The organism is Sphingomonas sp. Leaf67, assembly GCF_001421965.1.
GTDB lineage: Bacteria > Pseudomonadota > Alphaproteobacteria > Sphingomonadales > Sphingomonadaceae > Sphingomonas.
Window position 1 is genome coordinate 1,102,937 of the sequence record NZ_LMLP01000001.1, and the last position, 20,263, is coordinate 1,123,199.

Annotated in this window: 24 protein-coding genes and 1 pseudogene; 6 read left to right on the forward strand and 19 right to left on the reverse strand. The window is 62.9% G+C overall.

Annotated features, from left to right (window positions below):
* Positions 1-96 precede the first annotated feature (96 nt).
* Positions 97-933, reverse strand: a complete 837-nt coding sequence (locus ASE90_RS05240; protein ID WP_055996807.1) for an alpha/beta hydrolase — start codon at positions 931-933, stop codon at positions 97-99.
* A gap of 651 nt (positions 934-1,584) precedes the next feature.
* Here ASE90_RS05240 and ASE90_RS19520 point away from each other — a divergent pair.
* Complete coding sequence (locus ASE90_RS19520; RefSeq protein WP_162235046.1) at positions 1,585-1,941, forward strand: hypothetical protein; 357 nt, start codon at positions 1,585-1,587, stop codon at positions 1,939-1,941.
* Between the two features lie 172 nt (positions 1,942-2,113).
* Positions 2,114-2,865 (forward strand): annotated as a pseudogene (locus ASE90_RS18945) (IS5 family transposase).
* 182 nt (positions 2,866-3,047) lie between these two features.
* Here the strand turns inward: ASE90_RS18945 and ASE90_RS20955 are convergent.
* Complete coding sequence (locus ASE90_RS20955; protein ID WP_414888878.1) at positions 3,048-3,293, reverse strand: HGGxSTG domain-containing protein; 246 nt, start codon at positions 3,291-3,293, stop codon at positions 3,048-3,050.
* A gap of 70 nt (positions 3,294-3,363) precedes the next feature.
* Here ASE90_RS20955 and ASE90_RS20960 point away from each other — a divergent pair, with 70 nt between their 5' ends.
* Entirely contained in the window at positions 3,364-3,576 is a 213-nt protein-coding gene (locus ASE90_RS20960; protein ID WP_414888880.1) for a hypothetical protein, read from the forward strand.
* Positions 3,577-3,788: 212 nt separating this feature from the next.
* On the opposite strand, the gene ASE90_RS19530 is transcribed toward ASE90_RS20960, so the two are convergent.
* The 17 genes from ASE90_RS19530 to ASE90_RS05330 form a co-directional block, all read right to left on the reverse strand.
* On the reverse strand, positions 3,789-4,037 hold the full coding sequence (locus tag ASE90_RS19530) for a hypothetical protein (RefSeq protein ID WP_156361422.1): 249 nt from the start codon (positions 4,035-4,037) through the stop codon (positions 3,789-3,791).
* 194 nt (positions 4,038-4,231) lie between these two features.
* Positions 4,232-5,506, reverse strand: a complete 1,275-nt coding sequence (locus ASE90_RS05265; protein WP_055996822.1) for an AAA family ATPase — start codon at positions 5,504-5,506, stop codon at positions 4,232-4,234.
* Positions 5,503-6,477 (reverse strand): CHC2 zinc finger domain-containing protein, encoded by a 975-nt coding sequence (locus tag ASE90_RS05270; protein ID WP_055996825.1) that lies wholly within the window; start codon positions 6,475-6,477, stop codon positions 5,503-5,505. Before ASE90_RS05270 ends, ASE90_RS05265 begins: the two co-directional genes overlap by 4 nt.
* Entirely contained in the window at positions 6,467-6,988 is a 522-nt protein-coding gene (locus ASE90_RS19535; RefSeq protein WP_156361423.1) for a hypothetical protein, read from the reverse strand. Before ASE90_RS19535 ends, ASE90_RS05270 begins: the two co-directional genes overlap by 11 nt.
* Before the next feature lie 292 nt (positions 6,989-7,280).
* Positions 7,281-7,472, reverse strand: a complete 192-nt coding sequence (locus tag ASE90_RS05280) for a hypothetical protein (RefSeq protein WP_055996828.1) — start codon at positions 7,470-7,472, stop codon at positions 7,281-7,283.
* Positions 7,473-7,675: 203 nt separating this feature from the next.
* Positions 7,676-7,846 (reverse strand): helix-turn-helix domain-containing protein, encoded by a 171-nt coding sequence (locus tag ASE90_RS19540; RefSeq protein ID WP_156361424.1) that lies wholly within the window; start codon positions 7,844-7,846, stop codon positions 7,676-7,678.
* 83 nt (positions 7,847-7,929) lie between these two features.
* Complete coding sequence (locus ASE90_RS05285) at positions 7,930-8,565, reverse strand: hypothetical protein (RefSeq protein WP_162235047.1); 636 nt, start codon at positions 8,563-8,565, stop codon at positions 7,930-7,932.
* Positions 8,543-9,793 carry a tyrosine-type recombinase/integrase gene (locus ASE90_RS05290; RefSeq protein WP_055996841.1) on the reverse strand — a complete coding sequence of 417 codons (1,251 nt, stop codon included), beginning with the start codon at positions 9,791-9,793 and terminating at the stop codon, positions 8,543-8,545. The genes ASE90_RS05285 and ASE90_RS05290 overlap by 23 nt, the downstream gene beginning before the upstream one ends.
* 132 nt (positions 9,794-9,925) lie before the next feature.
* A complete protein-coding gene (locus ASE90_RS05295; RefSeq protein ID WP_055996845.1) occupies positions 9,926-11,530 on the reverse strand; it encodes a recombinase family protein in 1,605 nt (534 codons plus the stop codon).
* Between the two features lie 15 nt (positions 11,531-11,545).
* On the reverse strand, positions 11,546-11,716 hold the full coding sequence (locus ASE90_RS19545; RefSeq protein WP_156361425.1) for a hypothetical protein: 171 nt from the start codon (positions 11,714-11,716) through the stop codon (positions 11,546-11,548).
* A gap of 79 nt (positions 11,717-11,795) precedes the next feature.
* Positions 11,796-12,398, reverse strand: coding sequence for a hypothetical protein (locus ASE90_RS05300; RefSeq protein ID WP_055996847.1), 603 nt, complete (start codon positions 12,396-12,398; stop codon positions 11,796-11,798).
* A gap of 134 nt (positions 12,399-12,532) precedes the next feature.
* The gene (locus tag ASE90_RS05305; RefSeq protein WP_055996850.1) at positions 12,533-13,054 is read right to left on the reverse strand and encodes a hypothetical protein; all 522 of its coding nucleotides are present in this window, start codon (positions 13,052-13,054) and stop codon (positions 12,533-12,535) included.
* A 13-nt stretch (positions 13,055-13,067) separates the two neighbouring features.
* On the reverse strand, positions 13,068-13,469 hold the full coding sequence (locus ASE90_RS05310; RefSeq protein ID WP_055996854.1) for a hypothetical protein: 402 nt from the start codon (positions 13,467-13,469) through the stop codon (positions 13,068-13,070).
* Positions 13,466-14,104, reverse strand: coding sequence for a hypothetical protein (locus ASE90_RS05315; RefSeq protein ID WP_055996857.1), 639 nt, complete (start codon positions 14,102-14,104; stop codon positions 13,466-13,468). The genes ASE90_RS05310 and ASE90_RS05315 overlap by 4 nt, the downstream gene beginning before the upstream one ends.
* 2 nt (positions 14,105-14,106) lie before the next feature.
* On the reverse strand, positions 14,107-14,619 hold the full coding sequence (locus tag ASE90_RS05320) for a hypothetical protein (RefSeq protein WP_055996860.1): 513 nt from the start codon (positions 14,617-14,619) through the stop codon (positions 14,107-14,109).
* 223 nt (positions 14,620-14,842) lie between these two features.
* Positions 14,843-15,586: a hypothetical protein gene (locus ASE90_RS05325; RefSeq protein WP_055996864.1), complete on the reverse strand. Its 744-nt coding sequence runs from the start codon at positions 15,584-15,586 to the stop codon at positions 14,843-14,845.
* A gap of 355 nt (positions 15,587-15,941) precedes the next feature.
* Entirely contained in the window at positions 15,942-17,711 is a 1,770-nt protein-coding gene (locus ASE90_RS05330) for a MobA/MobL family protein (RefSeq protein ID WP_055996867.1), read from the reverse strand.
* Between the two features lie 287 nt (positions 17,712-17,998).
* Between ASE90_RS05330 and ASE90_RS05335 the strand changes: the two genes are divergently transcribed.
* Genes ASE90_RS05335 through ASE90_RS05345 form a run of 3 tightly spaced genes read left to right on the forward strand, consistent with a single transcriptional unit; the run spans position 17,999 to position 20,248 of the window.
* Positions 17,999-18,598 carry a hypothetical protein gene (locus ASE90_RS05335; RefSeq protein WP_055996870.1) on the forward strand — a complete coding sequence of 200 codons (600 nt, stop codon included), beginning with the start codon at positions 17,999-18,001 and terminating at the stop codon, positions 18,596-18,598.
* Complete coding sequence (locus ASE90_RS05340) at positions 18,591-18,803, forward strand: hypothetical protein (RefSeq protein WP_055762566.1); 213 nt, start codon at positions 18,591-18,593, stop codon at positions 18,801-18,803. The genes ASE90_RS05335 and ASE90_RS05340 overlap by 8 nt, the downstream gene beginning before the upstream one ends.
* Positions 18,800-20,248 carry a hypothetical protein gene (locus tag ASE90_RS05345; RefSeq protein ID WP_055996873.1) on the forward strand — a complete coding sequence of 483 codons (1,449 nt, stop codon included), beginning with the start codon at positions 18,800-18,802 and terminating at the stop codon, positions 20,246-20,248. Before ASE90_RS05340 ends, ASE90_RS05345 begins: the two co-directional genes overlap by 4 nt.
* Positions 20,249-20,263: the final 15 nt, after the last annotated feature.

A 20,263-nucleotide genomic window follows, 5' to 3' on the forward strand; every position in this document is an offset into this window, starting at 1 on the left:
CTAACATCCCACGGTTACACCAAGCAAGGGCATGGCTCCCACGTGATCATTTGTGAAGCGCAGGAACTCGGCAAACCGATCGGAGATGGGCCAGCCCTAGAAGCCAACCTGCCGCAACCAGGCAGCACAAAGCTGCGGCCAGAGCGTCACCGGACCCGATGGCGTATCCAGCGCAAAGCCGTGCGGCGCATCGCTGAACACATGCAGTTCGACTGTTCCGCCGTGGGCCTTCACGGCGTCGCGTAACCGATAGGCGTTCTCGACCGGCACCACGTCGTCGCTATCCGAGTACACGATGAACGTCGGTGGCGGTGAGCCAACCATCATCGCGTCCGGCTGGAGCGCATCGTACATCGCCTGCTTCTCGACCGGCGGCAGCGGAGGCTTGTCCGCGATGATCGTACGCCCCTTCGCATTGGTTGAGATCGGCGCATAGCCCACCACCAGAATATCGGGTCGGCTGGACTGGTCCGGGAACCGTGAGGCTGGCGCGGGCCACGCGACCGGATAGGAGGCTGCAAGGCATGCAGCGAGGTGGCCGCCGGACGACAAACCGACAACGCCAAGACCGTCCCGCGCCCAGCCATTGGCGCGTATCATGCGCATCGCCTCGATCGCGTCGTCGAGGGCAGCGCTCGGACCATGGGCAGCGTCCGGAAACGTATGGATAAGCACGAACGCGCTGTAGCCAAGGCCGTTCAGCCATTTCGCGACAGCGATGCCCTCGCGCCCAACCATCAACTGGGTGTACCCTCCACCCGAAAAAACAAGCATGGCTTTGCCGGTAGGTTGCGCAGGTTCGTATCGAAGGAGCATCGCGTAGTTCACGCTCGTAACGACAGCACCGCTTGGTTCGCAGGCATTATCGCTCAGCGTAAACCCTTCGTGCGGTTCCTCGCCCCAGACCGATACAGCTTGGTTTGCGTTGAGCATGTTGCATCCAGAATATGGGGAGAGTCGTCGTTGCCGGCTTTTCGGTACGACCGCGGTCCCCTATTGGCCAGCACCGATCGTGCTCGCATCAGAACGATCGTCTGTCGGTTGAGGACGGTTCAGAGTCACCGTTCGTGTAGAGTGTTCAGGCAGGCTCTAGACCCTGCGCCCGAACTGTCCGATTGAGCTGATACCTACCGTGATCGGACACCGGAACTGTTCAATCTGATATGTTCAAGAAGGGTTTACCTCGTTCGAACAGGCCGTCGCCATGCGGGCTATTGGCGATTGGACGTACCAGCTAAGATCGCTGCGAGGGCCGACCATCCAAAACTCCCGGCAAGCCGGATCGATGACCGGCGAGTGCTGGGCAGCATGGCGCTCGTCACCTAGGACAGGCTGCGCGGGCGCGATGCGCCGAGCGCCTATTTAAGTCGTTCAGATCCCCCGCATCTACCATCAGGAACTTTCCATTTCCTAGGTAGCGGCCACTAATTGGGTACCTCGGAAAACATTGTCATAAGCGTAACCGCAGCGAAAACGCAGATTCTTTACGGTTCACCGGCCAGAGTACGGCTTACAGCTACTGCAACTAGTTGATGATGCTTCAGCGAACTGTTACCCAGCTATAGGGACTCAGGGGGATGCGAGATGGGAAGAGTATCGTTTGCACCACTGGTGATATGCGCCATTGCGGCTTCCGCTTCCGCCCAGCCGGTCAGTACGGTTGCAACATATTGTGTTGTTGAAGATTTTCCGGCCATCTACTTCTCGCCTGTCTTTGCTCACCCCTATGGCAAAGGTGGGGCTGCGTCAGAGGAGTTTAGGAACTACGTGGCCGCGCGGCACAAGCTAGTAAACGTCCGAGCCTACTGCGAAGGATCCAACTCAACGACGCCGGCCGGTCTGCGAATTGCCGAGCAGGATCGGCTCGAACTGATGAAGTTCAAGCAGGCAAATACCAAGTACGGAAAACCCGTTGAGGTCGATTGGAAGCCCGGGAAATGACGGCTGAATAAAGGGCAGATTCCCTTATTCGAGCGCAGCTATGAGCGATGCAATAGCATCAATTTGCTACGATCGTTGCCCGACCGTCTTCCTAAGGTTCAAACCCAATCAGCGACTTGAAGGATTGGGACTTTCCTGATTCACCGGTGGGGTGGATCAAGGGAGGTAGGGGATGGCGCTGTTCTGGTTGTCGGATGATGCGTGGGCGGCGATCGAGCCGCATTTGCCAAAGAACCAGCCCGGCGCACGGCGGGTTGATGACCGCCGGGTGATCTCGGGCATCCTGCACGTGTTGAAAGCTGGTTGCCGCTGGTGCGAATGTCCGCCCGATTATGGTCCGTCGACGACGATCTACAACCGTTTCAACCGCTGGTCGCACCGCGGCTTCTGGCTGAAGCTGCTGGATGCTCTGGTGGATACCGGCGCGATGACGAAAAGCACCTCGATCGACAGCACCTACGTCAAGGCACAGCGCGCGGCGTTCGGCGCAAAAGGGGGCGCTCGGCGCAAGCGATCGGCCGCTCGCGCGGTGGCTGGACCACCAAGGTCCATGCACTCACCGACGTCATCGGGCGCCCCTACGCGCTGATGCTGACGGCCGGCAATGTCAGCGATGTGAAGGCGGCACCGGCACTTTTCGAACGCGCCGGGCGCATGCGCTACCTGCTCGGCGACAAAGGCTACGATGCCGACAGGCTACGGCGCTCGCTGCGCGATGGAGGCGCTGTTCCGGTCATCCCGGGCCGACGCAACCGCAAGCGCGCTATCCGCTACGACAAGGACCGCTATCGCGGTCGCCACCTCATCGAAAACGCCTTCTGCCGTCTCAAGGACTTCCGCCGCGTCGCCACCCGCTACGACAAGCTGGCGGCCAACTTCCTCTCAGGCGTTGCGCTTGCAACCGCCATCGCGTTCTGGCTCTGAATGAGTCTGGACCCTAGCGGCCGTCGCGTCGCTGCCACCGTTATTCTTTGGCGATGTTCAACGATTCCTGGCCAACGAGGCAAGGCAGCATTGCCGGTGGCGTCTCGTAACCGACGTCTGCCGGATCGGCCATCTTCGGCTACCCTACGCGACGTGGCCGGCAGCGGGCTGACCAAGTAGTCTCAAAAAACGTCCCGTAGCATTCGCCGCAACGCTGACATCTCAGCCGTCCGAAGCCCGTGCTTTAACGCGTTGCGATTGCCGCGCGGCGCGCCGGGATTGGTGCCGCCGTGCATCCGGCACCTGCGCTTCCCCCGGACTGCCGGCGATTGGCACGGTGTCCCCGAGCGGGTTCGGGCTAGGCAGCGAGGCGCGTTCGCCAGCACTTCCGGCTCGGGCTGCATGAGATTGATCGTCACTTCCTGCATTCACTACCCCCGGTCCGTGCATGTGTAATTGTTCGGCAACCACCGCCTGTCCGCCCTCATAGACATGGACATGCCGCACGATCTGTTCACGCGGCTGGTGGATTTTTGCCAGCGCTTCCAAGGTGGCGCGGCTCTGCGCCTGCGCCTTCATCGCCAGACCCATGTAGCTGCGGAACGCATCAGGGTATTCGCCTGCGTTCCGCCAAGCCCGGTTCATCAACTCGGTTGCGTTTGCGTCGAGCATGATCCCCTGGCTCAGAAGCATGTTCGTCACCGGCGCTAGATCACCGGCGGAGATGCGCTCCGCCATTGCCCGCATGGCATCGCCAACCTCAGCCGAGCTGCATTTGACGCTGTCGCTAGTGACAATCTGGCTGGAGAGGTGATTGGCAAGAAACCCGTGACGCAGAAAGGGCTCAAGCCTCAATTCGGCCAGCGCTTCGCGTTCGGACTTGCCCGCCGGCATCGGAATATCGGCGGTCTCTTTCGGCTTCGTCATACGCCTTTCGCTCTTTCCTTCAGTCGCTTTATCCGGGTGTGAATGGCGTCCGTGGTCCGCCCGATGTGAACGCCGATCTCGCCAGCCGTAAGCCCCAGATTGATCAAGTCGCGAAGTTGCGTGTCCTGCGCCATGGTCCACCGGCGCAGCGGCCGAGGATTGACTGAACGAGCTACCAGCGCTGCCACCAGTTCGCTCTCCCGCGGCGTCAACGCGCGTTCCCGGTTCAGTGCGTTCGCCAGCACGATGCCGATCGAAACTGCATCCGTCGGATCCCGATCGTCAGCGCGGTCAAGAACATCTCGCCCGCCCCGATCGCACCAGTCGATTTTGCCCTGCCCGCCCCACCCCGCCCCTATAGGGGGGCGGTCGGGGCGGGGCGCCTGGCAGTGCCCCGGTTGCCCCGGTGTGCCCGCCCCAATAATTAGACCGGGGCGGATCATAGCGGAGCCTCCCCAACCTCGACATACCACCGGTCTTCACGCTTCTGCGGGTCGCGCTTCTGGACGCGTTTCAGCGCGCCATTGTCGATCCACGTCTTGAGGATACCAGTGATCTTCGCCCGGTCAGCGACCGCCCCCTTTTCGGTCGACAGCCCAAGGACTTCGGCAATAGCCTCACCTGCCCACGGCTTCGACGTCGGGTGGTCCTTGTACTCGCCATCTGCGATCAGGGCCTGAACACGTCGCAGGTGATCGACGGTCACACCTTCAAAGGCATCCGGTGGCGACCAGGGCACGACGACGCCCATATTGTCGCCGCCGGTGTCCGCGTCGTCAGGTGCGGCGTTGTCGAGCGACACGCTGACCATGCGGAACCAGTCGGAATCGTCCGACGGCGGCGCGCGGTTGTTCTTGTCATCGTAGGTCCGGAAATACCGCCGACGGCGTTCCTGCTCGATGCCGTACTTCTTGGCTTCGTCCTCGGTCATGCGGTTCAAGACGAGCACGGAACGGCAGGCGTTGATCAGCGCGACCGCCCCGCGTGCGGACAGCGCCGTCGCCTCTGCCGCCCCGGCCTTGCTAACGTGGTGCGCCAGACCGATACCGCACTTCGCGTTCTTGCCGACCAGCGCCCATTCCTTGGCGATTGCGTCGATCTCCATGTTGTCGCTTTCGTTCGCCGCGTGGGACGACACGAAGGGATCGACATGGAAATAGTCGACGCCACGCGCCAGCAGTTCGTCGGTCAGGGCACCAACGAGTGGCCGGTTGATGACCAGCCCTTCCGCAGCGGTAGACGTCGCCAGCTTCAGGATCGCACCGTCCAGCGCACTGTCGACGAACAGGCGACCGCCGATGTCCGCAGCGGTGATGCCCCAATGCTTGCACGCCGCCTGAATGATCCGGGACAGCTCTTCGCGATCGTCTTCAAGGTTCCACAGCCACACCCGCTTCGGTCCGCCGGGCACGTCCTGCCCGAGCAGATTGCGACCAGTCACCATCGCGAGGGCTTCGGCAACGCTTAGGATCGTCTTGCCGGCCGCACCCTGCGCGACCACAGCACGAAGATGCCCACGCTGGATCGAGCGTCCGTAGACCCATTCGCGCGGCTTGATCGTGCGCGGATCGCACCACTCGTACGGCGTAGCGACGACGCGGACCGGTTCGTCGTTGGCCGTAGTGCGAGACTGGCGACCACGCCCCATGAAGGGCGGAGCCTCGAAAGGCGGCGTGTCCCTGAAGCGCGCCTGCATGTCCGCAGCGGGACTCATGCCAGTTCCCCGCTGCGCTGAGCCAGCAGCCAATCGTTCCAGTCCTTATGCGGCGGAGGGGGCGGCGTAATGCGGACCGACAGCCCGCGGTCGACATACGCAGTAGCGGCCTTCTCGGCTGCCACCCTGCCCGGCTCGTCGCCGTCCGCGCCGATCACCACCGCCCGCACGCCGGCTGGGAACAGCATGTGTGGCAACATTGACGTTCCGGCAGCAACCCAGACGGACCGACCGAGCGATTGCGCGATCGTGGCGCCGTCCTCAAAGCCCTCGGTTACGACGATGCTTGCCGAAGCCGGTCCTAACCGGATCGCGCCGCCACGGACGTTGCCGAGGCTGTATTTCACCTTCGGCTTACGATCCTGTTCTGTAGAGACCACCGCTGCCTTGCGCCCGTTCGACGTAAGATAGGTCCGCTGGATCGCAACGAGCGATCCGTCCGGCGCCGTCACCGCAGCGACCAAGGTCGGCAGCGGGTCGGGACCATTCGCCACCAGCAGCCCGTTCCCTTCGATCGTGGGCGGTGGCAGCCGTGCGAACCGCAAGCAGTCCGGCAGATCCATGTCGATGCCGCGGTTGCGCAGATAGAGCGCCGCGGGGGTGCCGGCGATCGGCTGGGCGGCATTCCAGATGCGAGCGACCAGTTTCGACCAGTCTCTGCGCGGCTTCATCGGCGCGGGTGGTGCGATCGGTCCCAACGCCCCGGCGTCGAGCGTCCGAATGGCTTCGACCAAGGAAACGCCAGTGGCCTTTCGGACGAAGTCCAGCACATCACCTTGGGCGCCGCACCCGAAACAGATGAACCGGTTGTTGAAAATATAGAACGAAGGCGTCTTCTCGGTGTGGAATGGACACAAGCCGCGCAGTTCGTCCCCGGCCCGGTGCAGCTTCACGCCGGCACGCTCGGCGACGGCCGACAGGGCGAAGTCATTGCGGATACGGTCGATGGCCGCGCGCAGTTCAGCAATCATAGTGCGGCCCCCTATCCAGAATGTCACCGAGGCTAGACCTTCCGGGGGTGTAGCTGTTGCGGAATGCCCGCTGTTCGCTTGGCGACAGGAACCGAGCCGCTTCCCCCATCGGTTCAATGAGAACCGGCAATCCCGACTGACGAAAGATACGATGCGCCTCAGCTAGCGCGCCAGCATACGCGCGAAGGTGTTCGGCCGGCGGGATGAACGTCGGACGCTTGCCCGGGCGTACAGAGAATGTCCGCACGACGACGACCCACTCGGTGCGGCTTTCTTGCCGGATGACAAGGGCACGTCGTTGCGATCTGTCGGGGAAGGCTACCAGCACCGTTGTTCTTTCGAGGTTCGTGCAGGCGACACCATATCCGCCGTGTGACGCCCAAAAGAGCGCCGCGGATATGGCATCGGCGTAGTTGGTAACGGAACGAGGCACGCCATCGGGGCAAAGGCAGTGCCATTGCCCATGCGCTACCTGCTCGACGATTACATAGGTCGACGGATCGGGCATCATTGCCGGAACTCCCGAGCTACCCAGACCACAGCGCGCTTGCCGCTGCTCCGGTTGGTCCGTCGGATGCCACTGTCGAAAATCAGACCCTTAGCCTTCAATTCCGATGTGCGAGGCTGCGCCGTGACTCGCGGGACGTTAAGCACCGACGCGACTTCCTCCGCCGTACGTCCGGCGCCCTTGGCGAGGCGGATCGCACCGAGGACTAGGCGCTGCATCCGTGCGCAGTCGATAACCTGTGCGGCGTCCGCACTGGTCTCAGCAGCCCCTTTGGAACCAGCCATGTCAGGATACATCATGCGGCCTCCCATTCGTTGAGAGGTGGGAGACCGGCACGATCCAGCAGCGTCGCAAACCAGTCGGCTTGCTTCTCGGTCATAGGCGTGGGATCGACGACGAGCTGCCCCAAGAACGAACCGGCCTTGCGGGTCATCGGCGGGTTGTTGGCTCGCAGAAGTGCCAATGCTGCGGCTGTGACGGGCGTCATGCGAGTGCCCCCCACGCCAGTTCAGCAATCAAGTTGGCTCGAGTTTCCGACAAGCCAAACGGTACAAGCCGTTGCCTACGCAGAAGCTCGGTGGTATCATTTTCATTGTCGCCGCCAAGCAGACAAATCATCGGGAGCCGCTCGGTCAGCGCCGGGCGGCTTTCTCGTTTACGGGCGACCCCATTCGCGGTTGCCATGGCCGGTCACGCGACCTCGCCTAGCAAAGCACGCCGCGCGCTTGCATCAACGATCAGGCGCTTGCGACCGACCTTAACGGTATCCAGCGTACCGGCGTTGATCAGCTCGTAAACCTTTGTCCGGCCAACACCGTAGACGTCGCAAAATTGGTTGATGGGATGGAGCACTGCTTGCATTCGTCGCCTCCAAGAATGCTGGCGAACGCCAGCGGGCGACTACGGAATTGAACCGACGGTTATCCGGTTAGGATAGGGCCAAATCAGATTTTCGACATCAACCCCGGCTGTCGCAGGCAAGCGTCAGCCCATTCTTTTGCTCGGTTTAGGTCGCCCTCGACGCAGGAGACCGTTTTGCTGCGATGCCGGTTCACAAAAGCTTTGGTTTTGTCATCGGCAGCGGCGTCCCATTCCCAAAGCGTCTTTTCGGTAATCTTACCGCCCTTCCGCCCTACGTGCCCCGTTGATGAAAGCACGCGCGCAACGAACTCTCGGGCTTCGCGCTCAGAAGATCCGCAAGACGAGAGCACTACTACCGCCAGAATGCTGTACTTCTTCACGAGAAGACGACCGAGAGAATCTTTAGCGCTGCCCCCGCTTGGCAAAGGCTGGAACAACGCAGGCTTCCGCCCGATATGCAGGTCCAGCAAAGCTGCCTGAAGGTCGTGCAGCGCGGCGATTCCGGGATTACCTTCGAAAGCTGGTATCGAATTTAATGCGCCAGAGACCCTTTGAACTAACGCAGCCATGATGGTTTGAGGTAACTCACCGAGGTCGGTGACACCGTCGAGCGACCGGCGCGCTTCCATGTACTTAGCGCCCAATACAGAAAGATCATGATGCAGGTCGCGAGCCCACACTTCCGGGTCCTGCCGGTTATCCTGCATTTGATGGGGCATTCGCTGAGGTACCGGCGCGGCAAATGTAACTGCCCCATCCATTCAGCAGCTTACGCCGCATCTCTATGAACGTCGTCCGTTTGTAGGCACGCACGACCTTGTCAGGCACGACGTGCGCCAACGCCGCCTCGGCAACCGGATCGGGTATTGCCGGCATCTTCTCGGCAGCCCAGTCGCGAAACGAGCTGCGAAAGCCGTGCGCATCATGCGGCTGGCCCGCAGTCCGCAGCACCTTGTTCATCGTCATATCGGAGAGCATTCCACCACGCTGCCCTTGAAACACCAACTGGTCGGGCTTCGGCGTAGCATCGCCCTTCATTTGCCGGAGCAGCGCAACCGCCGCATCATTGAGCGTCACTGTGTGAGCCGCCGCGTCGTTACCCTTCATCAGCGATGCGGGCCGGTTCCACTCGCGCTTCTCGAGATCGACTTGCCCCCACCGCGCGCCACGGACTTCACCAGGTCGCGCGGCAGTATAGATCTGGAACAACAACGCCGATCGGCCGGTCGTCGCGGGCTGGGCGACTAACCCTGCAACAAACGCCGGCACGTCGGCATACGGCATTGCCTGGTAGTGTCCGCCCTTTGGCTGGCGCGGTAGCCCTACGGTCACCGATCGACCCGGTGCTTCGGTAAGGCGCCAGCCCTTCCCGTGCGCAAAGTTCAGCACCGTTCCGATCCGTTGCCGCACCTTCCGCGCCATGTCGGCCTTGGTCGTCCAGATCGGCGTCAGCACGTTCGAGATGTCCGCCGCGGTGATAGCATCGACGCGAATGTCACCGATCGTCTTGAACGCATGGTTCTCGAGCGACTTGATGAAGGTCGCAGCCCCCTTCTCCGACCAGCCGGACTTTAGGGCGAGATGCGCCGCTTTTGCAGCATCACGGAACTTCGGTATTTTGAGCCGTTCGCGGTCACGCTCTGCGATCGGGTCGAGCCCCGATTTGGCCGCGACACGGAGCATCGCTGCCTTATCGCGCGCTTCGGCGAGGGTCAGAATCTTCCGCTGCAGGATCGGGATGACGATCGGGGACGCTTCCCCCTTCCCCGCCGCACGGGACGACGGATCAACCGTGCCGAGCCCGATGTCGCGACGCCGGCCGTCGACCTGCACACGCAACAACCACGTCTTGGCACCCGACGGTTTAACGAGCAGGTACAAGCCATCGCCATCTGCATGGCGGCCGGGCTTGGCGTTCTTGACGGTCAGGGCAGTGAGTTTCGGCAAATGGCTCCCCTATGCGTTCCCTCACTCTGGCGCGACTGGTAGCGAACGTCAACGAACAATGACGGAACAGGCGTTCCGCAACTGTTTCAACTTACGAGGAGAAAGCGAACGGGGGCGAACTACCGCGAACAGTTAGTTAGATGCCTGTAAGCGGCACCACTCCCGGTCAAAGTTGGGCAATCCAGCTTTGACGGGCATGCCGGTTGTGACACCGGCTTCTAACGCGGCCGTTGGACCGGCGATCTCGATCAGGTCATCGGACACCCGCACTTCAGCGACGAACAGCTTGAGATACGCGGCCCGCAAGGTCGGATCGCTGTCGCGCAATTTCGCCGAGAGCAACTCCCCGAATTTGGCAACGGTATGCTCGTCGATCTGCCGCGCGCCTCGGACGAGTTGCACCTCGACGACGTCGATCCGCGCGGAGACGCTGGCGAGCTTCGCCTTGTTTTCAGCCATGCGACCGGCAAATACCGGGTCGCGAGGGCTCATGATCTCGTCTTCCACGAGGATAAGCAGCTTGTTCATAGCCGTCTCGGTTCGCGTCTTCTCGGCGCGGAGGTGGCGGAGTTCGGCTTGGCGGGCGACGTGCCGCTCGGCGGAGAGGTCGAGCACGCCGGCGAGTAGCTCGCGCAAGCGCTGCGGTGCCAGCACCCGCCGTTCGATCGCATCGACGACGATCCCGTCGAGTTCCTCGCGCCGGATCGGGCGGGTCGAACAGCTGCCGCCCCGGTTCAGCCGGTCGTTGCAGCGGTAATAGGCATAGCGACCACCCTTGCCGGTGGCGATGGTGAGACCGCTCGTGCATCCTGCCCCACCGCATCGGGCAAGGCCGGTCAGCAGCGTCGTACCTGCTGCTACATGCGGCGCCATCGCCCGCGGGTTCCGGCTTGCCCTGTTGGAGGCGACACGATCGAATTGCTCGCGGGAGACGATCGCCGGGCAGGCGACCGGAATTGCGTCTTCGATGTCGGGTCGGACGCCGTCATCGTCGGCGGTGCGATCATGGTAGGTGCCGGTGTAGGCCTCGTTAGCGAGAATGCCTGCGATATTGCCGTTGGTGAACCGGGCGCCGCGCAGCGAATAGGCGGCATCGTTCAGTGCCCTGACGATCCAGCGGCCGCCACGACCGCTGTCCGCCCATCCGAATATGCGTTTGACGATTTCGGCCTCGGCGGGGACGACCGCCAGCTTCTTGCGCTCCTTCTCGCCGTCTGTCCGGGCGACATAGGTTTCGTAGCCGAAAGGGATCGGCCCACCGTTGTAGAAGCCTTGCCGCGCGTTCTCGCGGCGGCTCTTGCGGGTGAGGATGGCAGCGTCGAGCGCCTGTTCCTCGTTTATGACCGCAGTGATTGCCCGACCGATGCGCCGGCCCCGGCCGGTACCGAAATTTTCGGTGATCGAGATGATCTCGACGCCCGCATCCTCCAGCTTGCCCGTCACCTCGAAGAACAGCCGAGCGCTGCGGGCCATGCGGCTCAGCATGAACATGAGTACCGCATCAACCGGATGATCGTCGGCGGTGGCCTGAGCCACCATCCGGCGGAACTCGGGGCGACGGTCATTCTGGCCGCTGAAGCCAGCGTCGGCAAATTCCTCGATGATGGTGATGCCGTTCTTGCGCGCATAATCGCGGATGGAACTGCGCTGCGCCTGAATGCTTTGCGGCGTACCATCTTCCTTGTCGACGGACAGGCGCAGATAGGCATAGGCGCGAATGGGCTTGAGGCGGGTCACCGTCTTTCCTCTGTGTCAGATCAGATAGCGAAGCTCGTCCTGAAGGGCATCGAGCACGGCGCGAAGTTCGGCCGGTGTGATCGGCGGCGCGATCAAGCGGTCGACGATCATCCGCTCACAGCAGCCCGTCTGGCCATCGACACGGCCGGCAGACTGAGGATGTTGATCGATGGGCTGTGGGTCCATCCTGTCGAGATGACAGGATGGACCCGGACGAGACGCAACTTAGCCCTGCTAAAACAGCGTCTTTTGCAGAAGAGACCGCCTAACCGGCCTGCAGGGATTGCGGTTGACGCCGTTGCTCGCCGCTCGGTTTGCCGGTCCCTGATCGGTCGGCGATCTCGTCGAGGGCTTCACCGAGTGCGGCGGTGCCGCGATGGAAGGCGAGCGCGACGAGCTCGTGCATGCGTGACAGGCTACCGTCCCGGTCGAGCCAGGCCAGAAAGCGTTTCCGTGCCTTGGGCGTACGGAAGACGTGCCGGTAGAGCATCTCCTCGCCATATCCGAATGGTCCGCTGACCGACTGGCCGATGATGACCTCGCGGCTGCCTTGAGCGATCCGCACGATTGTGGCGTCGGCTTCGCCATATGGTTCGGCCCCGATCCGGGCGCGCAGGTAGCGGTCGAACGCCTCATAGCCGGTCGATTCGACTTGCCGTCCCCAAGCAGCCCATTCGTCGCGACGCACTGCCAGCCAACGCGCAAACGCGTTCAGCGACCGTTCGTCCGGGCAAGCGCCTACCCAGAGCGGCGTGCAGGGGTTCTGCGTCTCCATGGCTTGGGTGACGAAAAGCATGTGGTGACCGCGCAAGGCCGACATCTTGAAGAAGTAGGTCTCGGTTGCGGGATCGATGGTGTGCGGGATCATCCTTACTGTCCTTTGGCTGGCGTGTTCGCGCCAGAGCGGCTTCGGGGTTCATTTCCCTCCCCCGTCTCCAGCACTTCCGGGCTTCCAAGTTCCTTTGCCTGTCCGCGACCCTGTCGAGCCGGCCCGCTGGCCGGTCACATGGAGAGCATCCGCGACAGCCAGACGGCGACGTTCATGCAGCCGACCCGCATCTCGGCTTCCGAGCGCCACGGCGCGGGGCCGGGTCGCAGCCGGCCACCCCGCAGGGAAAAGCATTCGTCACGTACCCCGTGGAAGTAAGGGCTCGGCACCAGCCAGGTGCCGACGTCGCTGCGCTGCCACAGCACCATCGGTGCCAGCCAGCGGGTCGCGTCGCGGCCCCACAGGCCGAATGCCAGTTCGACCTTGAACGGCTCGGACGGATCGACGCGGACGATCAGCGCATCGCTGCGGGCGATGCGCGTACCGGATGTCACCGTCTTCATCTCGGCCGGCAACGGCCAGATGGTGGGTACGAGAAGCAACTCGGCCGTTTCGACGTACAGGTAATGCGAAAAGGGCAGGTTGAGGCTGATATCGCTGCCGCGCAGCGACCAGCCCTCGAGCCCGGCGATGGCGAGCGTCGCGGTGAGCGCGCGCGCCTCCGCCGCCCGCCGGGCGGCAGGTCTGTCGTTCATCGTTGGATACCTTTTAGCTGTAGGTGCCGGCGACGCGCCACATGCGGACGCGGGGCACGGGCAAAGTACCGGCGGCTTCGTGGATCACGGCCAGGCCGGCGATGTCGGGGCGGGCGAGCAGCGCCCGCGCGATCGAGAGGCCACCGAGGTCGGGGCTTGGGCGATCGAGCGCGGCGCGAATGGCCACACTGTAGCCGTGGCAGCGCACCTCGAGGCGGACCAGGATCCCGAGAAGGTAGGCCGCCGCGGCCTCGCTCGTCATCAGAAGCGTGTCCGAAACGCAGCCGGTGTCGATCAGTTTTCCGACATCGATCGACTCGACACCAAGCGCCGCGGCAAGCGCCGCGGGATCGAGTCCGTGGGTCAGGCCGAGGCGACCGATCTCGTCCAGCGTGCGCAGCAGCGGTGCGCTCATGCGCTGGTTTCCCCGACAATCCCGGCGAGCAGCGTGAGGACGAGGTCGCGTCCACGGTCGCCGGCGAGATCGCCGACGAGAGTGGAGAACATGCCGTAGCGTGTGATCCGACGCGGTCCGGGAATGACGAGGTGAAGGTGCGGTTGCGCGCTGCCACCCGCCAACGAAGGCACGTGCTGGACCAGCAACGCGGCGACGTCGTGGTCATCGACCAGATTTTTCGCCAGCGTCCGCCCGATCTCCCAGGCGGCGTGCAGCCGCTCGGGCGACGAGGTCAGCGTGACATAGGCCGCCAGCGCCTTCGCATCGGCTGGCTGCTCGCGCTCGGCGGCCTCGATCAACGTTCGCGGGTCGCGCAAATGATCGCTGGCGAACGCCGGCAGCAGCACCTCGTGCCGATAGGTCGTGATCGCCCACGGTGTGGCATTCGCACCGGCGGCGGGTGCCAGCTTCATGCGAACGAACATCGAGAGCGACGGCGAGAACGAGCGATATTCAGGCCGCAGGACGCCCCACATCACCCGGACACCTCCGGGACCGCTTTCGCCGGAGGCATGACCGAGAAGCGGGAGCCAGGAGTGCGGGTTGGCCGGGTTCGGCTGAACGTCGGCGTTGATCGGGAACGGCTTGGCCACGCTCACGCCTCCACCGGCTGGAGGAAGCGAGTGAGGCTGCGGGCGGCGCGCGCGATGCCGTCGGCGCGCTCGATCAGATCGGCGTATGGCGGCACGATCTCGAGGTTGAAGCCCTCCCAACTGACCGACACCGCCGGGCCGAAGCCGGCGGGCACCAGCCATGTACCGTTCGCGTCCTGATAGAGCGAAAAACCACACTCGGCCCACACGGCGCAGGGCAGCGAACCGAGTGCGAAGTCGACGGCGATCCTGGCTGGTCCATCCTCCAGGTCGCCGATCCGAAGCAGGATGACGTCGAGGTGTTGCTCGGTCGCAATGGCCTCCAGTTCGCCGCCGAACAGCGGCGCGGGCGCGGTCGTCGCGGCGATAACGGCGTCGCGTTCCGGTACGTGGATGGCGCTGGGCAGGCCGGGCAACGTAACCTGATCGTAGATGTCGCCGGCAGCGAGCGCCTCGAGGAGCAGGCCGACGGCGATGCTCGTCGGGCTGAAGCCCGTCACGGTGTTGATGGACATGGGGATGAAGAACCTTCTTGCGTGGTCCCGGCCGGTCGGTCCGGGACAAGCCCTTCGGAGTTTCACCTCCTCTTCAGGCTCGAAGATCCTCCTCCATTCCTCCTCGGCCGCTCCTGCGGCCTTCATTCCAGCGCCTCAGCGCTGCCGTTGGTGCTGCGACGCAGAGCGGAAGTTCTACTCGTGCAGCTGCAGCCGTGTCGATCGTCGGCGCCGGCATCACCGATCAATCCAGGAGGCGGTAATCCTTCTCGGCAGCGAGCGCGATCGCGCGAAGCTTGCCCATTACCGACAGGCTATTATCCCTGATGTAAGGCAGGGGCGGCCACATAACGATGTCGAGAGCATCGCTGCGCTGGCGTGCACCAGCCGATATGCAGCTGTAATCCGGCGAGCCGATCAATGCGTGGCATAGCGCGTCCGACATCGAGAATGCTTTTTCAGATGGGTCGAGGTCAGCGACAGCATAATCGCGACTATCGCCTGTACCATGAACGGTCGCCCGCACGATTGAGGAGGAGTAGCGATAAAGTATGATATGCCACCAGTCCGGGTCGCGTGCCGTTACTGCGGCCTGCAGCGCGTCGAACGCCTGCTCGCTTGCCGCATCCCGCGATTGGATAATTAGCGGATCGGTCGGAACGGTGATGTACGATATCCATGCCGGTATGCGTTTGGTCAGGTCGTCCAAATTACGCGGTGGAGGGGTTGGTTGAAAGTCCTGCATTTCGCAGCAGCTGAATCGTTCGGCGTCGACCTCGACACTCACACTGGAAGCGTCGAAATCGATTTTTACCTCAGTTAGAAAGTCGTACATGCCGACGGACTGACCACGAAGCTGACTAGGGACGTCATACGTGACTACCCCGTTTGCGAGAACACGCTCGACTTTTCTAAGAACTGAGACAGCTTGCAAGATCATGTCAGGTTCGAGGCGATTTTCGATCTCGACACTTGAGAACTCGCGCATACATTATCTTTCTTCGTCTGGACCGTAGGTCACCTGGATTTTCCGGTATTTGATCGGATCATTTTCCCGCCTCGGCTGAACGCAGCCGGGCGATGGCGATCTGGCGCCCATCGCAACGCAAAAGCGGAACCTCGCTGCCTGAGGTCCAGATCAGCGTCTTCATCGTGCCGCAGAAACAGTGAAGACGCTGATCGAAGTACCACAGCGACGCTGGGCACGAAGCGCAGGCGGTTTTAGGCGCAGGTACTTCCCCGTCGCGAAGGATCGGCGGAACGTAGGAGGCGCGGCGCTTCGTGGTCGGGGAAGATGCGGTCGGCTCGGTCATAATGCTGGTTCTCGGAAGTGAGCCTCCGCCCTAGCCGCCGCGCCCGCCATCATCCCGCAACTTAGCCAGCAAGATTTGATCCCAGTCGGACGTTCCGACTTCGACTTCCGCCGCTGCCGGGACCGAGTTTTCTTCCGCATCCACATGGCTCCCTCGCGCCAGGAACCGCTTCTTGCCGCCGGAAAGCCAATCACGCCTATCCCATTGCCCGCTGTGGAAGAGCCGGGCGACCAGCGCGAGCTGAAGCATCCCGTGATCCTTCCTGGGATGTTCGTCGCTGGTCAGATCCTTGCCGACATCGGTTTCGCCGCTGGTCTGCACCTCACCCGGATGCCGTTCGGTCGCGTCGCTCCGATCCCTCGGATTTTCTGTCACCATCGGGGCTATTGGCGCCGGCGCGGCAACCGGCATTCCGGCGCTGGGCAGCTGATCCGATTGCAAGGCTTCATCGATGGATTGGTCGCCAGCACCCTCAGCCTTGAGCGGCACCATTTTCGATTTGGTCGCGGGGAGTGCCGCCACGCGTTCCTCCACCACCTGTTGGATGGTACTCAGCCGGGCATCATACGATCCGATATCGAATGACAGCAGCCTGCGGAGCCGGTCGGCGATAACGCGGCGGACGGGGTCTGACCGCAGTTCCAGCGGGTCGGCACTAACCGTCGTAGTCGTGTCAGGCGCGTTTACCCGTATGGAAGCGCGCTGAAGCGCGGCGCGCAATGAAGTTCGGATGCTCACGAAGCGATCGGAAAGAGAGAAACTTGCGTTGAGGCTGGCAAGCCCAGCGCCAAGCTGATCGAGGCGGTTCATTCGCGCTCGCTGTGCGTCCAAACGCCGGCTGACCCACACGGCCCTTTTGCCCAACTTCGGCTGTGGCGTGTCGACGATCCCGCGCGCCTTGTTGCTGAGCGCCGTGTAGCGGCGGTCGCCGCCAGCAAGCACCAGCTGCCGGTTCATCGTATCGACCGCCAGTCGCCGACGCGCCCGAATCCCGTCCGGTGTGTTGATGTCACCGACCTTGGAGACGGCGAAGTTCCAGTCATAGGGGGCGTGGCGCTCCGCCGGGCGTAGGGAGTACATCAGGTGGCAATGGAAGTTGCGCTGGTCGCCCGACGGGTCCGGTTGGTGCATGCCGACGACGAAAGCGAGCCCGCGCCGCGCAAGATCGTCGCAGAGGTCGGTCACCACGGCGCGGCGGTCAGCCTCGGTGAGCGTCGCATCCAGCGCGATGACCTCGACAACGTAGACGTTGGCATTGGCACGATCGTGCTTTTCCACCGCTTCGACCGTGCACCAGAAGGCGAGCAGTTCGGCCCGGTCCTCAGCAATGTTTGACCACCAGCCGACCTCGCCGCCTTCAAGTGCGTCTTCCCGGACCGTATATAAGGCTGCACGGCCTGCCTCACCGGCACGCCAGCGCCGCCCTGCCGTCGAGCGGAAGCCGCGCGCGACCAGCGAGAAGTGTATGGACCTGAGACCATCTGCACGCTCTTGGCCGCGCGCACGCGGCGCGCTCGTGCTGAAGATCGCCTGACGCGTGAACAGCCGCCGCGGCGTGGTACCAATTCTGCGCGGTCGGTCGTGCTCGGCAACTTGTACCCGGATACGGCGCTTGCCGGCGCGCTCCCGCTCGCGGTCCTCCTTGGCGGTACGTGACCTCTGCCGCCGCCCCGCCGCAGCCGCATCGCGGTCCTGCTCGCGCCGCTGACGGGTTGCCCGGTTACGAGCGCTGCGCGCATCGGCCAGTGCGCGCTGGATCGCATCCGACCCTTCCTTCACCTTGGCGTAGCCGACCTTCAATGACCTTCTCCGGGACAGGAGAGAGGGGGTGGCGAAGCGGTTTGCTGGGTGCCTCTGGCGCCCGAAAAACACTTTATCGCGCACCACCCCCTCTCTCTCCCGCACCTTTTGCCGTCTCGTGGTGGTGAAAGACGCAACTCAGGCCACCGTTTTCGAGATCGAGGCGCCGTCATTTTTGGTGGGCTAAGTTGCTACATGCTCCCGCCCATTGGGGCAGCGACCAAGGTGTGGAAAACAGCACCGCTCGCGCCTTAGACCTTGACGCAGGCCGACGCGATGTCGCCGACATGACCGCAAAAGTCGATGCGGCGACCCGCATCTACGAAGCATCGATCAGCGATCTGCGCCGTCAGCATCACGCGCTGACGAAGCGCCGCGGACGCGGACGATCCGCCGATGCAAGCAACTATGCGCTGGGCGCCGGGCTTACTCTTGTTGGCATGGAGGGTGTCGACGACACGGCGCTGGTTGGACTGATGGCCCACCCCGACCAGATGCTGGCGTGGCTCCGTCAGGCTCGGGAGAGGGGCGCGGGGCCCATGTTCGGCGACCTCGTCAAGGCCGTGTTCGCCGATCCGGCATGCTATAGCTGGTGTCGCCGTTGGGGCAGAGTTCTCCAGTGGCGTCGCCGCAAGGCGCTGTACGATGCCGCAGTCACCAGCTTCATGGCGTCGGGCAAGGCTGGGCCGAAAGCGCGCTGGCGCCGCGAGGAGATCAGCGACGATCAGGCCGCGCTGATCGCGACGCTCGCCCACATCCTTAGTGAGGCACTGCCCGAGCTGGCGAACCGCGGCGAAGCCTTCGATTGGATTTACGCGCGCGGCGGTAATCCGACCTACTGGCAAGAGCCTGCATCGCCGCCTGCGCTGGGTTTGGCGCATGACTGACGATCAGGATCTGGAGGCAGCGATCGGGTGCTTCGAGCGGAACCGCGCCGCCTTCGAAAAGGCGCTGGGCGAGTGCGAGGAAATCTTGGCGAAGAGCGGGTTGGGGCTGGATCGCTACGCGCGTTTGAAAAAAATGCACGCGGCGTTGATAATCGAAGGGGCAGCGTTGCAGGATCGAATCAGTCGGGCGCTGGAGGAGTTATGACGAGCGCACGCATAAGTCGACCGGAGCAGCGGCGCCAGCTCACCGCCATGAAGCGCCAGACGCCGCCGGAGAACGCGCAACGCTCGTCTCACCTGATCTCGAATTCCGCCGATCCGCGAGCGATCCTTCAAGAGCTGGAGCTTAATGCGTACCAGCTGAAGGGACTGGTAACCGAGTTGCACCACCTCATCTACAACGGCGGCATCGAGGAAGCGGAGTACGGCACCCGCCTCTTCGATCCCGGCCTCTCCGACATCCGAAAGCTCCCGCCGGGGCTGCTCGACGCCAAGGAGGAACTGCTGCCAACAAGCCTTGTCCCGCGCACTCGGGAAGAGCTGAAGCGCTTGCTGATGCGGTTGATGATCCTCAACGGCGAGGAGGTGAACTATGACATGATCGTCAAGGGCTGGGCTGGAAAGCATCGTGCGCGTCACGCGCTCGATCATCACGTCAGTGATCTGTGGCGCATCCGCGATGTAAACATGACGCTATATGCCGGGTTGATTACTGGCCGCTTTGCTCCCGTCATCCGCTACATTCAGTCGGCCGATGTCTCCGCCGATATTACTAAGGTGCGTGGGGCCCTTATTCGCCAGGCGCTGATCTGGTGCAGCCACGACGTACAACTCGTCGTCGCCCGCATTGCAAATCCGGTCGATCTCGGCAAACTGGGCGTGCTCCGCGACGTATCTGCGGAACGATCACCACAGCGCGCCACGAACAGCCAGGCCGAGCGATACGCCGCCATTGCAGAAACGCTCGATGCGTTCTTCGGCTGTCAGGATTGGCGCTATAAGGATGTCGAGCTTGCGGCACCAGCGGCGGAAACCCTGCTTGCCAGGCCGAAGCACGTCTGGTTCGGCCGAATTCTTCGGCGCCTTCGCTCAAACGTGAAATCACCGGCGGGACCCGACCTGAAGCAGGTGACGGTGTTGATGCGGGCTGTCGCCGCCCAGATGCGCCATCCCGATCTGGCCAGGACAGAGTATCCCGATGGTCTGGTAAAGTATAAGGGGCCGAAGACCTTCCCCGCCAAATGGCACCATCTCACATCGCCCGTTTCCGTTATCGCGACTGCCGTTCGACGCCTCATTCAGGCCGAGCATGAGATCCCGGTTATCGTTGATGATCTGATCGCCAACCGGCAAAGCAAGCGCCTCACGCTGCTCAGGGGCAGCCTCTCAAGCTACTGCGACATGACACTTCCTCGCGGTGCAACCGAGCGGCTAGATGAGTTAGCCGCCTTCTACCACGACGCATTCATATCGGCACAGGCAACGAGCGAAGCGGTCGCAAATTGGAAACACAAGAAAGAGACAGCAGATTTCCTGTACGAAATGGGCGCACGCCGCCCCGCCGATCACCATGGGAACACTAGCGATCGTCGTCGCTCCTTCTATTTACTCGACGTTGTTCCTGAGCATCGATTCGCCGCTGGCAACTGATGGTGGGGAGCGGCA

What these genes read in the sequence shown, in the direction of transcription:
- ASE90_RS05240 (WP_055996807.1), bottom strand. Translation starts at nt 933, where the DNA reads ATGCTCAACGCAAACCAAGCTGTATCGGTCTGGGGCGAGGAACCGCAC.
- ASE90_RS20960 (WP_414888880.1), top strand. Translation starts at nt 3,364, where the DNA reads ATGCCGCACGATCTGTTCACGCGGCTGGTGGATTTTTGCCAGCGCTTC.
- ASE90_RS05265 (WP_055996822.1), bottom strand. Translation starts at nt 5,506, where the DNA reads ATGAGTCCCGCTGCGGACATGCAGGCGCGCTTCAGGGACACGCCGCCT.
- ASE90_RS20955 (WP_414888878.1), bottom strand. Translation starts at nt 3,293, where the DNA reads ATGCAGGAAGTGACGATCAATCTCATGCAGCCCGAGCCGGAAGTGCTG.
- ASE90_RS19520 (WP_162235046.1), top strand. Translation starts at nt 1,585, where the DNA reads ATGGGAAGAGTATCGTTTGCACCACTGGTGATATGCGCCATTGCGGCT.
- ASE90_RS05270 (WP_055996825.1), bottom strand. Translation starts at nt 6,477, where the DNA reads ATGATTGCTGAACTGCGCGCGGCCATCGACCGTATCCGCAATGACTTC.
- ASE90_RS05320 (WP_055996860.1), bottom strand. Translation starts at nt 14,619, where the DNA reads ATGTCCATCAACACCGTGACGGGCTTCAGCCCGACGAGCATCGCCGTC.
- ASE90_RS19535 (WP_156361423.1), bottom strand. Translation starts at nt 6,988, where the DNA reads ATGATGCCCGATCCGTCGACCTATGTAATCGTCGAGCAGGTAGCGCAT.
- ASE90_RS19545 (WP_156361425.1), bottom strand. Translation starts at nt 11,716, where the DNA reads ATGGACCCACAGCCCATCGATCAACATCCTCAGTCTGCCGGCCGTGTC.
- ASE90_RS05285 (WP_162235047.1), bottom strand. Translation starts at nt 8,565, where the DNA reads ATGCCCCATCAAATGCAGGATAACCGGCAGGACCCGGAAGTGTGGGCT.
- ASE90_RS05305 (WP_055996850.1), bottom strand. Translation starts at nt 13,054, where the DNA reads ATGAACGACAGACCTGCCGCCCGGCGGGCGGCGGAGGCGCGCGCGCTC.
- ASE90_RS05310 (WP_055996854.1), bottom strand. Translation starts at nt 13,469, where the DNA reads ATGAGCGCACCGCTGCTGCGCACGCTGGACGAGATCGGTCGCCTCGGC.
- ASE90_RS05300 (WP_055996847.1), bottom strand. Translation starts at nt 12,398, where the DNA reads ATGATCCCGCACACCATCGATCCCGCAACCGAGACCTACTTCTTCAAG.
- ASE90_RS05280 (WP_055996828.1), bottom strand. Translation starts at nt 7,472, where the DNA reads ATGACGCCCGTCACAGCCGCAGCATTGGCACTTCTGCGAGCCAACAAC.
- ASE90_RS05325 (WP_055996864.1), bottom strand. Translation starts at nt 15,586, where the DNA reads ATGCGCGAGTTCTCAAGTGTCGAGATCGAAAATCGCCTCGAACCTGAC.
- ASE90_RS19540 (WP_156361424.1), bottom strand. Translation starts at nt 7,846, where the DNA reads ATGCAAGCAGTGCTCCATCCCATCAACCAATTTTGCGACGTCTACGGT.
- ASE90_RS05340 (WP_055762566.1), top strand. Translation starts at nt 18,591, where the DNA reads ATGACTGACGATCAGGATCTGGAGGCAGCGATCGGGTGCTTCGAGCGG.
- ASE90_RS05345 (WP_055996873.1), top strand. Translation starts at nt 18,800, where the DNA reads ATGACGAGCGCACGCATAAGTCGACCGGAGCAGCGGCGCCAGCTCACC.
- ASE90_RS05335 (WP_055996870.1), top strand. Translation starts at nt 17,999, where the DNA reads ATGACCGCAAAAGTCGATGCGGCGACCCGCATCTACGAAGCATCGATC.